14 protein-coding genes and 1 pseudogene are annotated in these 13,919 nt (G+C 57.3%); 6 read left to right on the top strand and 9 right to left on the bottom strand.

Annotation, left to right across the window (positions count from 1 at the left end; genetic code table 11):
• Window positions 1-3: 3 nt before the first annotated feature.
• Entirely contained in the window at window positions 4-327 is a 324-nt protein-coding gene (locus tag RGV33_RS20600) for a hypothetical protein (protein WP_322145882.1), read from the bottom strand.
• Window positions 328-651: 324 nt separating this feature from the next.
• Between RGV33_RS20600 and RGV33_RS20595 the strand changes: the two are divergent.
• Both RGV33_RS20595 and RGV33_RS20590 read left to right on the top strand, forming a co-directional pair.
• Window positions 652-930, top strand: a pseudogene (locus RGV33_RS20595) (energy transducer TonB family protein); the annotation flags it as partial.
• A gap of 25 nt (window positions 931-955) precedes the next feature.
• A complete protein-coding gene (locus tag RGV33_RS20590) occupies window positions 956-1,231 on the top strand; it encodes a hypothetical protein (protein WP_322145881.1) in 276 nt (91 codons plus the stop codon).
• A 320-nt stretch (window positions 1,232-1,551) separates the two neighbouring features.
• Here the strand turns inward: RGV33_RS20590 and RGV33_RS20585 are convergent, their stop codons facing one another.
• The gene (locus tag RGV33_RS20585) at window positions 1,552-2,184 is read right to left on the bottom strand and encodes a hypothetical protein (protein WP_322145880.1); all 633 of its coding nucleotides are present in this window, start codon (window positions 2,182-2,184) and stop codon (window positions 1,552-1,554) included.
• Window positions 2,185-2,602: 418 nt separating this feature from the next.
• Here RGV33_RS20585 and RGV33_RS20580 point away from each other — a divergent pair, with 418 nt between their 5' ends.
• Window positions 2,603-3,037, top strand: a complete 435-nt coding sequence (locus RGV33_RS20580) for a hypothetical protein (protein WP_322145879.1) — start codon at window positions 2,603-2,605, stop codon at window positions 3,035-3,037.
• Here the strand turns inward: RGV33_RS20580 and RGV33_RS20575 are convergent.
• Both RGV33_RS20575 and RGV33_RS20570 read right to left on the bottom strand, forming a co-directional pair.
• The gene (locus tag RGV33_RS20575) at window positions 3,030-3,359 is read right to left on the bottom strand and encodes a hypothetical protein (protein ID WP_322145878.1); all 330 of its coding nucleotides are present in this window, start codon (window positions 3,357-3,359) and stop codon (window positions 3,030-3,032) included. The two genes, RGV33_RS20580 and RGV33_RS20575, sit on opposite strands and share 8 nt — an antisense overlap.
• Before the next feature lie 329 nt (window positions 3,360-3,688).
• Window positions 3,689-5,020, bottom strand: coding sequence for an OprD family porin (locus tag RGV33_RS20570; RefSeq protein ID WP_322145877.1), 1,332 nt, complete (start codon window positions 5,018-5,020; stop codon window positions 3,689-3,691).
• Window positions 5,021-5,286: 266 nt separating this feature from the next.
• Between RGV33_RS20570 and RGV33_RS20565 the strand changes: the two genes are divergently transcribed.
• The 3 genes from RGV33_RS20565 (at window position 5,287) to RGV33_RS20555 (ending at window position 6,813) form a co-directional block, all read left to right on the top strand.
• On the top strand, window positions 5,287-5,622 hold the full coding sequence (locus tag RGV33_RS20565) for a helix-turn-helix domain-containing protein (protein ID WP_322145876.1): 336 nt from the start codon (window positions 5,287-5,289) through the stop codon (window positions 5,620-5,622).
• A gap of 88 nt (window positions 5,623-5,710) precedes the next feature.
• Window positions 5,711-5,905 (top strand): hypothetical protein, encoded by a 195-nt coding sequence (locus RGV33_RS20560; RefSeq protein ID WP_322145875.1) that lies wholly within the window; start codon window positions 5,711-5,713, stop codon window positions 5,903-5,905.
• 158 nt (window positions 5,906-6,063) lie between these two features.
• On the top strand, window positions 6,064-6,813 hold the full coding sequence (locus RGV33_RS20555; protein WP_322145874.1) for a hypothetical protein: 750 nt from the start codon (window positions 6,064-6,066) through the stop codon (window positions 6,811-6,813).
• An 85-nt stretch (window positions 6,814-6,898) separates the two neighbouring features.
• Here RGV33_RS20555 and RGV33_RS20550 read toward each other — a convergent pair whose 3' ends face one another.
• From RGV33_RS20550 to RGV33_RS20530, 5 genes are all read right to left on the bottom strand, one after another.
• A complete protein-coding gene (locus RGV33_RS20550) occupies window positions 6,899-8,887 on the bottom strand; it encodes an avidin/streptavidin family protein (RefSeq protein WP_322145873.1) in 1,989 nt (662 codons plus the stop codon).
• A 166-nt stretch (window positions 8,888-9,053) separates the two neighbouring features.
• Window positions 9,054-10,403 (bottom strand): MFS transporter, encoded by a 1,350-nt coding sequence (locus RGV33_RS20545; protein ID WP_322145872.1) that lies wholly within the window; start codon window positions 10,401-10,403, stop codon window positions 9,054-9,056.
• Window positions 10,404-10,427: 24 nt separating this feature from the next.
• Complete coding sequence (locus RGV33_RS20540; protein ID WP_322145871.1) at window positions 10,428-11,249, bottom strand: aspartate/glutamate racemase family protein; 822 nt, start codon at window positions 11,247-11,249, stop codon at window positions 10,428-10,430.
• A gap of 31 nt (window positions 11,250-11,280) precedes the next feature.
• Window positions 11,281-12,171 carry a hypothetical protein gene (locus tag RGV33_RS20535; protein ID WP_322145870.1) on the bottom strand — a complete coding sequence of 297 codons (891 nt, stop codon included), beginning with the start codon at window positions 12,169-12,171 and terminating at the stop codon, window positions 11,281-11,283.
• Between the two features lie 82 nt (window positions 12,172-12,253).
• On the bottom strand, window positions 12,254-13,912 hold the full coding sequence (locus RGV33_RS20530; protein ID WP_322145869.1) for a hydantoinase B/oxoprolinase family protein: 1,659 nt from the start codon (window positions 13,910-13,912) through the stop codon (window positions 12,254-12,256).
• Window positions 13,913-13,919 lie beyond the last annotated feature (7 nt).

The raw sequence follows: 13,919 nt of genomic DNA, 5'->3' as shown, positions 1-13,919 counted from the left end.
GGGTTAGGCGGTAGCTTTGGCGATCGCGGCGAGCATGTCGTTTCGCGCTTGATGCAAGGCCTGCATTTCGCCCTCATGCTCTTCGCTTGCCGTGGACGGCAACCAGATGTCGCTGATGCGATCGAAGGCTTGCAGGGATGCCAGAAGCTCGGGCGCTGCGGCGATAAGGCTTGCGTTTGCACCTGCCTCAGCACAGCTATAGACGCTGCCCTTGCGACGGCGCCGATGAATCTCCGCAATAGTGTCGTCATTGCCGTCTGTCTCGATGTAGCGCCTGCCATGGTCGTCCTGGACATACCAGGGTCCGGGCGTGTGCTTCGTTTCCATGACTCTCTCCATTCGTTGGTTCACCTGTATTCGTCAACACTCATGCCTCCCGCTGGTTGCCGATGGGCGCGGGGTGAGTGCTGACGGGTAGAGGCGAGGGAGGGGAGGACAGGTCATCCAGCTTCGTTGAAGCTGTGCTTTTATTGCTGGGCAGTTGAGTGTCCTGATAGGCTAAAAACAGCCATATGCGAGAATCGCCCCGCCATTTAGCGAGATATTTAAATGCTTAAATTTTTTCTAACCACTGCTTTTGCCTTTGTTTTTCTCGGAGCAATCTCTGGTTGCTCTTCGACTGCCGAACAAGAAAAAGCACTGAGCGCAGGGCTTGTGGCTCATTTGAATAAATTCAAAAGTTACCCGATCGCCTCACAATTGGCCGGGGTTGAAGGCACAAACCAACTGCGTTTCACGATAGATGGCGACGGGAATGTCGTTTCTTATGAGCTGATACAAAGTTCAGGCAATGTGGACTTGGACGCGGCCACTTTAGAGTTAATCCGTCGCGCCCAGCCACTGCCAAAACCACCAGCCGATTTAATGAAAGATGGCCCGATTACGATCACTGCCCCGCTTATCTACTCTCTAGACGGGAATATTCTCTAAGCGAGGGGAGGGGCCAGTATCCAAAATGTGGGCGACTCACACTAATTTCCCATTGTTGGAGCAGCTTTTGTCGAGTGTATCAACCCAGTCAAGCCCAAATTTCTCTCTCTTCAACCCTGTTGAAATCAAAGCGGATATTTTAGAAAGTCTGTTTTACTTCGGTGCAAGCGTTGTTTGGCGTTCCAACGTTTGGGATTGGGGATCACATCCATCCATACATAAAGGAACGCTGGGGCGATTGTATGAAGGTAGATTTAAAGATTATCTTCTTGGCAATACTGATGCCATCAAAGACGTTTGATTAATTGTAACCCTCAACACTAACTATAATCTTCATAGGTTGTTGAGGTTTCCAGCCTGTATTGAGGAGGCTGGGTGTTGCCTGCACGAGTTTGACGTTCTCGGGATTTTCTTTAAATTTATAGTTGGAAAAAATCCCGCGCCGGAATTCAAAGCGGTTTTTGAACAGGCGGAAACTAATACTATAATTTTGGGTTCTGATATGTCCAAGTCAAACGATTTGCTGTCCTTGGCAGACGATTTCCATAAGGCTTTTCCTGACTCTGCTGATGGCGCAATTCGTTGATATGGGGTATTACGGGTGACCGGCATGGAGCCGGATCAAGGAGTGTTGCTCGCCCCGCAGTTCCGGCAGTCTTCGCGGTAGCGTTGCTCGTCACTGATGAAACGGCCGCAGCCGTCGCAATTGAACATCATCTTTTTTGGCTTCTTCGGCTTGGCCAACTTGATTCCGGTACCGCGCAGGGCTTCCTTGATGTTCACGTCATCGTGTTCGACCAAACTGCGGCTATGCGCGTCGATGTAGGGCTTGGGCCAGACCACCGCGCCTGATTGGCCGAGCTTGCCGATCCAGGTGGCGGTGTGGGCCCTCGGCACCACCACAGCCTTGGAAAGGTCGCTTGTGAACACGCCATCTTCGCAAAGCCAAATCAGGTTGTTGCCGTTCCAGCACTGCGGCTTCTGGATGTAAAACTCGGCTGCGTCGGGGTGTTGGTCCAGCGCCTCGCTCAACGTCACACGCTGGCAGTCGACACCAATACGCGCCCGGGCATCGACGTAGGCCTTGGGCCACGGGATGTCAGTGTCGCGGTGATCGCAAGCGCCGTCCCGGGTGAACACCTGGGCCTTGGCCAGGTCGGTGACATATCCAGAGCCGCCAAAGCCGCAGAAGGACAATCCATCGCCGACGTAGGCGTGGCTGCGACTGTCTTGCAGGTAGAACTGGTCGTTCATGAATTATCTCCAGTCAAGCGCCGCCCTCCGTGATATCGGATGAAGGCGGAATGATTGATGGCGTTACTGGGCGGGAAAATTTACAATTTCTGTTTTATCATGGAGATGAATAGATGTTCCCCAAGTACGTGCGCCCGGTTGGTTATGGTTTGGTGGTAGTAGGGACGATCTCACTACTATTTTCGGCTTTCGAGTTGTTTGCTGGAAGAGATTCTCTGTTCGACGTGGCTAAATCAGCAGTGTTTGTTCTGTTTGGTGTTTGGATTATCAAGAGCGCAGTGAAGGTCTAGCTACATCCCAAAGTGCCAATTTCACCCAGCCGTGCCCGACCGTTACCGGATGCTGCGAGTAGGATGGGATTTTGGAAAAGGATAAGGTATCGATCCACACCTTGGATTTGAGCCTATAAGGAGCATTGATGCGACACGAGATTTTTTGGCGCTTTATAGCAATGATTTTGTTCAGCTTCACGCTGACCGGGTGTATTCATTACGAACACAAAAGTGCAGAAGGAAAATCAAACTCCGAAATCGCTACGATTCAGCAGTTCGATAAATCTTTGACAATATTTAAGATTGACGACGATCAAACCCTATATTGGTTGAGCCGCCAAAGCGAATACCGACTGGGTGCAGGCAGGCATAAGATTCAAGTTCGTAAATTTATTACCGCTGAACAGCAAACTGCTCCGATTGAAATGACCGTTGATCTCGTGGGCGGCCGTACTTATGGTCTCTATGGGATCTCTTCGCTGTCATGGTGGAGATATGAGATTCGTGACGTGGAGACCGGGCAGCCGGCAGATGTTGCGGATTCTGTTGCCAACGAAACGCCTTCGACATCAGTTAAATAGATGGCTCGATAATATCGTCGCCCGGGTCTTTCTGGATGGCGAGCAGGCTTTTATTGAGGAATTCCCGCGCCACGTTTTCCGATATCTCGATTTCGTGGCGCGGTGGATTCAGCAGCGGCTGGCATTTCGCTGAACCCATCGCGTGTAGGTGATGAATCATCAGCGTCATCGCCTCGTCCTGCTCAGTAATGCCTGACCACTCTATCAGGTCGGCCAGGGCCTGCCGGGGTCCGAGGCGAACCCTGAGCCTCAATTCTTCTTCGGCAAGTGCCACGCGCTTCCTTGCGGTTTTCGCCGAGCGCTCCTGCACAGTCTTGGCCATGGCCTACCTCTTCTATTCCGCTGGCCGGCAGTGCGAGCCAGGTTTGTCGTTTGCGTTGCTGGATGCGGGCTATACGGCGCATGAAGTACTGCTACGTTGCGCTTTGGGGTAGCAAGACGGGAGGCACGACAACTACCTTGAAAAGCCCCGCTATTGCGGGGCTTTTGCGTTTCTGGGGTTCAGGAGTTCGCGACTATCCCGTGCGCCCAAGGAAATGGTTCAGCGCGATCAGCTCGCACACCGCCACGAGAACGCACAGCACGACGAAGCCGGGCCCCGTGACACGCGCACAGCGCCCGGCTGATCCAGCAACCGGACACACCCTCTGTTTAGAAGATGTTCAGCGGGTACTCGGTAATCAGGCGCGTCTGCACCAGGTGCCCCCCGGTGTTCGCATCGCCATCGTGCCAAGCCTCTCGCAGGCGAAAGCTCAACTTCTTGGCCGGGCCGCTCTGCACGACGTATTTCACCTCGGCGTCGGTTTCGTGTTCCTGGTCGTTGGCACCATAGAAACCGGTGTAGGCCGAATTGCCGGGAGTATGCGTTCCATCGATACCGGCACCGCGAATATGGCGGGCCATGAAGCTCAGGCCGGGGGCGCCAAAGGTGCTCATGTCCAGGTCATAGCGCATCTGCCAGGACCTCTCGCCCGGGCCGTTGAAATCAGAGTACTGCACTGAGTCGGCGAGGTTGATCGAGTTGCCGTAGCGGCCGGCACCGACACCGGCGTTGGTGCCGCCAAAGCCGACATAGTCGAATGGCTCGTCACCATGGACCTTCTGTCCGGCGAGGGTGAAGGTCTGCGCGCCCAGGGTGTAGGCCGCCGCCAGCGAGGCTGCGGTGGTGTCGATGGTCCCGGCCTTGGCGCTGCCGTCGTCCAGTGTGCGGTAGAGGTTGAAGTCCAGCGCGACGGACTGGTTATCGGCCAATGGATGAACAAGGTTCAAGTTGACGTAGTACTGGTTCCAAACGTCTTCCAGGTGCGCCCCGTACAGCGACGCGGTGAATTCCTTGCTGAACTGGTACTTGCCACCCGCGAAGCTGGCCGACGCCGCCCCCACACCGGCATAGCTGGCGAGAATGTCGCCGCTGCGTGAGGTGGTGGTGTTACCGGTGCCGGAGGTGTAATGCCCGGCCTCCAGGTTCAGGCCGGTGATTTCGTGGCTGTCGATCTGGAAGCCCGATGCGGTCTGCGGCATCAGGTAGTTATCGGCGGTGGCGAACACCGGTGACGTGGGCTGCAGGTCACCGACCTTGAGGGTGGTATTGGAGATACGGAACTTGACGTCACCGCCGGCCTTGGCGTAGCCATGATCCGGATGGCCATTGGCGTCGGAAGGGATGGTGGGGCCGCCGGCCCGGTCGGTGCTGCCGTCGATGCGCAACGCCAGGTCGGCAAACGCATCAATGCCGATGCCGACGGTGCCTTGGGTGAAGCCGGAGCTGTAGTTCGCCATCAGCGCCTGGCTCCAGTCTCGGGTGTGGGCGATGCTGCCGTTCTGGTTCCAGAACACGTTGCGGTTGAGAATATTCAAGCTGCTGTCCGCAACAAAGCCTTTTGAATCTGACTGATCGCTTGCATAGCTGATGGCCGGGAAGGCGAGTGCCAGTGCCACGGCCAAGGTGTTGAGCTGAAGTAGCGGTTGGCGTTTTTTTTTCATTATATTGGCTCCAGTGCACGAGTTCGTGTTGGAGCATTAAGGCGATAGCCCCGACCATCAACAAATGAAACTGGATGAATATTTTGATACCCCTTTGCTGCGGTTCGGTCGTGTGAAGGCCAGCTGATAACGCGCATTCCGGCTATTGCTGCTTCCTGTGAATGTGTTCCATGAGGAAAATTGAATTTCTGGCCACGATGTTTCTCCATTGAAGAGACGGGCCCGGTCGGACGGGTGCACTTTGGACATCAGAGCAGAGGCTTGCGATGAAAGAAATTGGTCGTAGACTGAAAAACGAACGGCAACGCATGGGGCTGACCGTTCAGCGCCTGGCTCACATTGGTGGCGTCACGCCGATTGAGCAGCAACAGTACGAACTTGGGGAAACACTGCCCCGCGCTGATTATTTGGCGGCTGTCGCCAATGAGGGCATGGACGTGGTGTACGTGGTGACTGGCAAAAAACAGGCGATAGTCAAACTGTCGTGGGAGAAGGCACAAGAGCTGCTGGATAACCGCGTGATTGCCAAGGAGTTGTTCCAGGGCGAGGGCGAAGAAGAGATCCTTTTTAAAGTGACTCGCCCGAAAAACCGCAGCACATAACCGTTCGTCCATCTCCCGGCACTCGCCTTGCCGTGGGGTTTCTTATGTTCAAGCACGGACATCCCGCGCGCCACAACGGAGAGCCAGCATGGAAATTGACGAGAAGGCCCCTGGAAACGTATCCCAGCAGGGCGTAACGCGTGGTACAGACAACGAAACCGGGCATGACCCCAGGCGCCAGCCCGAGGTGCCTCTGCCATCGGACGACGACGCGCCTCTGGAAGAAGACATGTCCGACGTGGACGCCGCCGATTCGGTAGCGAGTGAACACCCCGACAACTAATCCAAGATTCACTGGAACAAGCCCGACACACGGTGTCGGACTTGTCCTGTAGGCAACATTCCTGCCCTCGCCACCGCACTTTTTCTTGTTTCCCCGCTCTATCTTTGTCCCGACCACACTAATTCCCGGCGTGGACAGCAGACCAAGACCTGGTGCCGATGGATCGCACGTTACGTGTTTTTTTCACTCGATGGATGCGCCAGCCTCTGCTGCTGGCAGCAGTTTTAATGCTTTGCTCCAACGGGTGCAGCCAGCAACAGGGGCGCGATGTTGCCAGGCAGTTCAGCAACGGCAAGCCCGATGAGTTCTTCCAGACCAGTGTCGATCGCATGGCCACCCTGAGCATGCGCGACAATCTGCAAAGCCTGTATTTATTGATGAATAAGCTCTATTTACGCAACCCCAACCAGTGGCGTCAATCGGGCTACACGGATGCTGTAACCGCCGCCCGGCAAATCCGCCAGGCTATCGAACTGCGCCAACCGCTGCCCGCCCTTGGGGATCGTCGCGACCTGGCGGCGCTGAGTTACTCCTTGAGCCCGCAGTTTCGGGGCGACCGGGTAGGTGCCTTCATCTACGCGATTGGCAGCATGCTGGTGACGGCCCACGGCGGGCGCACCCAGTTTTATATAACGGACTCGATCAACCCGCAGTTTGTCAGCAATGCCGCACGTAACATCGAGAAGGCGACCTGGCTGCTCAGTCAGCGCCAGGATGCCAATGGCTCGTTATTGCTGTTCTCCAACGAGATCTCGGAGGAGAGCAGCAACCTCAGTTTCGCGTTGGAGTTCGGCAAGATTGTTGCGCGCCTCGACCTGTTGACCCAGATGCTCGACGAACGCTACCGGCGCATCGGGCTCAACTACGCGCAGAGCCTGTTGCTGATGAATTTCCTGCCGGTGCAGTAATACTCGGCATTCTCAGCGACGCCCGGTTCGCGTACTCACAGCCAGCACCCGGATGAACAGCACCAGGCCAAAAAGTGCGAGGGGTTTATTCCTTGTTCCATGGGCGGCTCCATGTCGTTAGAGCTGCTGGCCGGTTACGCTTGAAACGAGTTGCCGCGACTTGTGTCGCCAAATAGGAACGCTGCAACGTAGTTGCGCAGCTTGTCATCGAGAACAGGTTTAGAACCTCGCCCTGTAAATCCAATGAACCGCAAAGGCTGCTTACGCTCGATGCCTGCGTCTTTGCCACGGTGAGACTTACTGATTGCAGCGCCAGTTTGCTTGCAATCGCGTTGACATCGGTGAAGCCGGATACCTCAACACCGCCAGCCGGTGTGGATAGCGTCCCACTTACGTGACCAAACCGTCGCTGGCCGGACGCATGCACCCTCAATTCAAGTGTCGCCCCATTGTCAGCCACCCAGGTACCGTTCAACACATCCTCAATAGGTGAAAAGGCTAAGGGCGCCACATCCAAATCATCAAGCGCTACGGTATCCACTCTCTGATAGCTTAGTTTGTCAATGTAAGTCCCTTGTCCCGCAAGCTCGGGAAAGTCGCTGCTGGCTACCAACAAGTGCGAGAGCTCCAACCTGTCCCCTGCTGGTGTAACGCTCATCTGCCCGCTAAGCCCCGAGCACCAGTTCCAGCTCGGATCTGCTGGGTCACCGCCAATGGAGTGCCACTCAATAGCCAGTGCCACCGGCTGACTCAAAGTGGTAGCAGCAGGGACGTCCAGCTGAAAACCTGTCACTTCGTACTTCCCGGTAGAGCCGGTCGAAGACTGATAGGTGCCACGAACCCGATCGTCCGTCACTGCCAGGGTCATGACTGATCCATAGTCATTTTTCCATGTCCCAGCCACTGATTTCTGCCGGGTGACCGTATCCTGAAAGGGGCGAGCGGGAAGGATGACCTTTGTGTTCGCCACCGGGCGCGGGCCTGCGTTGAATGGGCGTGACGAAGACCGAGTAATAATCTGCGGCCCATCCGGGCGATTGAACAACCACATCCCTACCGGGGCGAGGGAGTAAACCTCATACCCGCATTGCACCACCTGGTATTCATAAACGGTGTAGCAATGCTCCATGACCAGCGACCCAACCAGCACAAGGTCCGGCAGGCCCATCGGCGCAAACTGCGGGATCGTCTCGCCCTTCTGGGGGCCTTCTTCAACCAGCAGGTTGTACAGGTCGGCGCCCAGGGTGATTTCACCCTCGGCAAATCCCAACACAACATCAGGACGTGCGCCGCGAGCGATAAGGGCCAGGGTTTGTCCCATGAGGTTGTCATCGCCTTTGAATTGCGAAGATCCGGAGTCCAGGGCAAAGCTTAAGTTGTTCGCCAGCGTTTGACCGCCTACCGAGTAGGACTTCAGTGCGGTGGACCAGATGTACTCCACGCCCGGCAATCCGGTGTAGACGGACCACGGGAGAAACAAACCCGGGCCCCGGGTTTTGGAGGCGTCGATGGCACCCATCTGGCACGTGCCGGTGCGATCTTTGGCGTTCCAGTCGAACGCTACGTAAGGATGCATCGGGTCAAGTTGACCATTACCGATCAGGTCCTGGAACACAAATGAGCATCGTCCTTCGGCATAGGCGCTGCTGCACGGCAGGCCGATTCCGCCATCCCAATCCAGCTGTTTGAATTGCTCACCGTCATAGTTGGCTGCCAGAAACAGCTGGATCGGCAATGCACTTGTCGTAGGGACGGTTAGCACGTCCGAAGCGCTTTCAACCTGCATCGTGCCCCAGGGCCCAAAACTATAGGGGCGTTGCAGGCAATCGGTGAATGCAAAGGTGCTGGAAGCCCGATAGTCAAACCGGCCACCGGCGAAATGAGTGCGTTTTTCTGGCGGGCAAAGTGTTGAGGTCACCCACGTGATATTGGTGCCTGAGTCAATTGCCAGCTTCAACGGTTGACCAGGGCTACCCAGTGCGAGCGTTGAATACCACGGCGAGGCTCCATTGTTCTGGACGGGGCCTCGTTGCATATGAAATACCAGCCCTTGGGCCGGCGATTGTGTGTCCATGATGAATTCCGTTTCGGGGTGATGTGCGGTCACACCACTGAGTTAAGAGCTCCCCGGTTCTGCGGGGAGCTGATGCCAACCGCATGCATTCAAACCGACTTGTACCGAGGTTGATGTCGGACTGCGTTTTGCTGTTTTGTCTGAAACGGCTGTGATGGCCTGCGGTTCATTGCAAGGCCTTGCCTTCGGTCTCCGGAATAAACGCCACCAACATCACGGTCACCAGCATGAAGGCGTTGATGAGCGAGGTTGTAACGTTGAAGGACGCCCCATAAGCCACCAGCGCACCGATCAACGAGGGGGCCAGGATGTTGGCCACTCGTTGGGCGAAAATTGCCCACCCGTAGCCAATGGTGCGTAGCGGAGTTGGGTACAGTTCGGCCACCCAAGTACCCCAGACACCCCAGGCACCGAGGCTGAAAAAGGCCAGGGCAAAATTGCTCAGGTACAGCATTTGCAGGGTCTGTGCGTTGGCGAAGCCATAGCCGGCTATCACTGAGGCGCCGATAAACCCGATGACGATTTTCTTGCGCCCGAAGCGGTGGGTCAGGTAGGAGGCGGCGACGTAACCGGGGATCATGCAAAGCGCCGACAGCGCAATAAAACCGTAGCTTTGCGGCAAATTCAGGCCACGTTGCTGCAATAAGGTCGGTAGCCACGTCTGCAAGCCCCAATAGCCCCAGGAGAACGTGAAGTTGACGAGGATTTGCAGCGCGCTGACCTTGAACATCGCCCCTGTAAACACATCCCGTTGGCAGCCTCGGGTGCTCTGGTCGACTTGCAACTGGCAACCTTCAGCTATCTGCACAGCCCCGCGACTCAGTCGGTGGATCACCCTCCTGGCCTGCGCTTGTCTGCCAACACTGGCCAGCCAGTAAGGCGATTCCGGGACCCAGAGCGCCACCACCAGCGCCCACAGGCTTCCCATCGAACTCAGCACAATAATCGCGCGCCAGCCCCACGGCATTAGCCACACTGTGGCTCCCAGCGCCAGCAGCATGCCGATCGGCCAGCCCGAGGCCAGGTACACCGTGAGCGCGCCGCGATGGCGCACCGGCAGTAGTTCCTGATAATGGGCAAAGGTAACGACCATCATGCCCACGGCCGCTACGCCCGACAGAAAGCGCAGTACGTAAAGGCTGAGGAAGTTGGGGGCGAGCGCACTGGCCAGCGAAATCACGCCGTAGACCGCCAGGCTCCAGAGAATCGCGTGTTTGCGCCCAACCCGTTCGGCGATTTTGCCCCACGCCAAAGACCCCAGCAGCATCCCGATGAACATGGCACTGATCAGATTGCCGATGGCGAGTGCGTCGAGGGCAAAGTCTTCAGCGATCAGAGGCGCGGTGTAGACGATGATCATCATCTCCCACGCCTCGATGGCAAATACAAAAAACAGCGCGAGGCAGCACTTGAGATGCTCGCGGGTCAAGGGGACCTCTCGGAATACATCGCCTACCTGCTGGGTGGACGCGTTGCTGCCCGACGAGGGCGACTCGGTGACGTTGCTCGTGCTCATGGAAGATCATCCAAGTGAGGGGGGTTATGCCTTGACCCGATTGCCGATCGGAGCCGGCCCCTGGAACAGGCCAAAGGCCTTGATCTCGGCTTCCGGTGGCGGTTCGCAACTACCGACCCGGCTGGGAGCCCAGCCGAAGCGTCGCTTCATACCCGCCATGGCCTCGGCCATCTTGAAGGCGGCTACCACCGGGTCGATCACGGGTACGCCGACCTCGCGCTGCACCTGCTCAAAGAAGCCGAACTCGATGGTGCAGCCCAGCACGATGGCTTCTGCTCCATCTTCTTCGACCGCCAGCGTGGCTTGCTCAATGATTCGGCGACGGGTGAGGGCGGGGTCCTTCTGGAACTCATCGACTCCCATGCCCAGCGGCCTCATCGATGCCAGCCTGTGCGCAGCACCGTAACTGCGCACCCGCTCATGCATCTGTTCCATCCACTTGTTGCGCCCCACGATGATCGAGAATCGGTTGGCCAGATGTTCGACCACCTGCAGGCTTGCCTGGCAAGGGGCGACGATGATCGTGCCGCCCGAGATTTCCCGGGCATCTTCCAGCGCCGGATCGTAGAAACAGCCGATCACCAGCGCATCAATGTTCTGTTGCCCACAGTCGCGGGCGACACGCAGGGTGCGCTCGTAGGTGAGTGCTTCGTACGCCCGATATTCCAGATGCGTCGGGCTGTGCGGCATATCGAAGGACACCACTTCAATCTGTGTCGATGGTTGCTTGATACCGTGCAGCAGGTCGGCGATAGGCGCGTCGAATGTGGGGCAGCCGATTGGGTTCAACCAGCGCACCGTTACCGGTACGTCTCGCGGTGAGGCGGGGGGTGTCAGGGTGTGCATGCAATAGTCCTCGAAAATGTGGCGCGCGCGGTTAGAAGAATTTCACCAGGGCCATGGTCAGCTCATTGGAGCGGGTCAGATTGGCGCTGCGGTAGTACTCGAAGTTCAAATTGGCAGACAGGTAGAGCCCCTGTTGGGCAAACCCGGTATAGGTCATGGATGGGCCGATTTTTCCAACGCGTGATTCAGCGAAGTCAGACGCGGTTTTATTATTGATGTGGTAGACGTGATGCACGCCCAGCCACAGGTCTTCTGTGGTGAGGTACCCCGCGGCAATGTCTGCCAGCCACAAGCTGACGCCGCCGCGCAGGCGTTTGGGGTCGTCGGTGCCCAGGTCGGTGGTATTGCGATTGCGCGAGGCGTAATGAATGCCTGCCGGGGTAAAGGTCGCGGCAAAGTTCCCCACGCGCACGTAATTGGCGAGGCTGAAACTCACCGCATATCGATTCGCAAAGGCGCCGTAACCGGCGATCTCGTCATTGCCATTGGGGAACTCGACCATCAGGGTCGGGTTGGTCCAGAACGTTGTAAAGTTGGCAGAACCGTAGTCGCTGGTGGGCTCGATGACGTTGTAGTAGTAGGCAAAACCCAGGTTCGGAGAAGCGATGCCCCACGGGCTGGTGTCCCGTGCGCCATTGGTGCTTGCGTAGCCGGGAATCGCGCCAACCCAAAACTGCAGTTGGTCGCGGGTGGTGTCGGTAAAGCCTGTCTCGGAGAAGTACGCCAGCACCGTATTGCCACCGGCGCGGACGTTACCGTCTGCCGTGCGATTGAACACCGGGAATGACTCCAGTGCCCATTTCCCCGGGATTCCCGGCTGGCCAAAACCAATGAATTGCTCGGCGTTTGCAGTTGCGCTGAAACCCAAAACCAGAGCAAACGCGGGCAACACCCAAGGACGTGATGGGGTGTACGGTTTCATATCAGTTCTCACTTTTTTGTTGTTGTTCTTAAGTACTGAGGACAGGTGCGTTTGGCGTCATCGCGTCAGCAGCACCTGAAGGTCAAATCTGCAGGCCGTATATCGTTCGAGCCGTTTCGGCATCGACGTAGCCGTTCTTCAGGTCATCCCGCACCGCTTGTGGGGTGCGGTCAGAGGGCGAACCGTAACCACCACCGGCCCCGGTGCGCACGCGTACCAAATCGCCAGCGTCAAGGTTGATACTGCTGGCCATGGTGTAACGCTGTTGCGTACCGTCGCCGCGCGTGACTTCGACATAATTGGGAGTGCCATCCATGCCTTGCTCCAACCCCCAGGGCGGTATCACTGCGCGGGTGTAGCCGCAGGTCAGGAAGCTGGCATCGGCGCGAATGCGGTAGTCGATGAGCAGGCCTCGCCCGCCGCGGAACTGACCATGGCCGCCGGGTTCGTCATTGAGCTCCATGCGCTCGACGTACAGGCCATAGCGGGCTTCGCACACCTCAACCGGGCAGTTGTAGGTTTCGCCGTGCAGGCCGGAGTACACCGCGTTGTTGCCGTCGCGGCCGGGTTCGGCCCCCCAGCCGCCAATCTCGGGTTCCACCAAGGTGAATACGCGCCCGGTGTCGGGATGCACACCGCCGATGATGGTGGCGCATACCGAGGCAAAATTACCGGCAGGAAGGCGGTCGGGGAATCGCTGGGCCAGGCAGCGCAGGATCAGGTCATGAACGCGGATCAGATTCTCGAAATAAAACCCTTCGGCCGCAGGCGGTTGGGCATCAAACAGCGATCCAGGACGGGTCAATACCCGAAGAGGTCGAAAAGTGCCGCCGTTGGTGACGCCTTGTGGCGCGGTCAAGGCCTTGAAGGCCATCTGCGCTGCGACCACTGCGCCATCCCGGCTCAGGTTGGTGGGCCCCACACATTGGTCGGGGTTGTCGCGCAGGTCGATGATCAACTCGCGTTCGGATATCTGAATCGACACAGTGAAGAGGCTGCCATCGTCCTGCATCTCCTCTTGATGAAGGCGAACAGCGGGCAAGTCGCACAGCGCACGCAAGGAGATTTTTTCGCCCAGGTTCATAAACTCCTGCATGGCCGTGAGGAACACCTCAATCCCGTATTTCGCACTCAGCGCCTGCAAGCGCAAGGCACCACTGCGCACAGCGGCGACACCGGCCCATAAATCGCCTTCCATGAAGTCCGGCATACGGGTATTGCAGCGCAGGATCTGCAACACCGAACGAATCGGTTGGCCCCGGCTGATCAGTTTGACTGAGGCCAGGCGCAGGCCTTCCTGGAAAATCTCGGTTGCCTGCGTTGACAACGATCCCGCAACCATGCCACCGATATCGTTCCAGTGGGCGATGTTAGCGGTCCAGGCCAGCAAGCGGCCGTCGACGAACACCGGCATCGCCAGCACCACATCATTGAGGTGAGTGACGCCGCCACTGTGGGGATCATTGGTGATGAACACGTCACCGTCCTCGATCTCCCCGGGCACCGGGTGTTGAATCAGAATCTGCTTGACCGCTTTGTCGAGCACGCCGACAAAAGCTGGAATACCGGCACCCGAGCTGGCGATTTCGCCGTGGGCATCGGTGATACCGGTGCCCATGTCCAGCACCTCATAGATCACCGGGCTCATGGCAGCCTTGCGCATCGCCTCGAACATTTCGTCGGCGATGGCCTGTAGCGAGTTCTGGATGATATCCAGGGTGAATATGTCGATTTTGCTCATGGGGCTG

The sequence above is a fragment of the Pseudomonas sp. Bout1 genome, assembly GCF_034314165.1.
Lineage (GTDB): Bacteria > Pseudomonadota > Gammaproteobacteria > Pseudomonadales > Pseudomonadaceae > Aquipseudomonas.
This window is presented reverse-complemented; position numbering and strand designations above follow the sequence as displayed.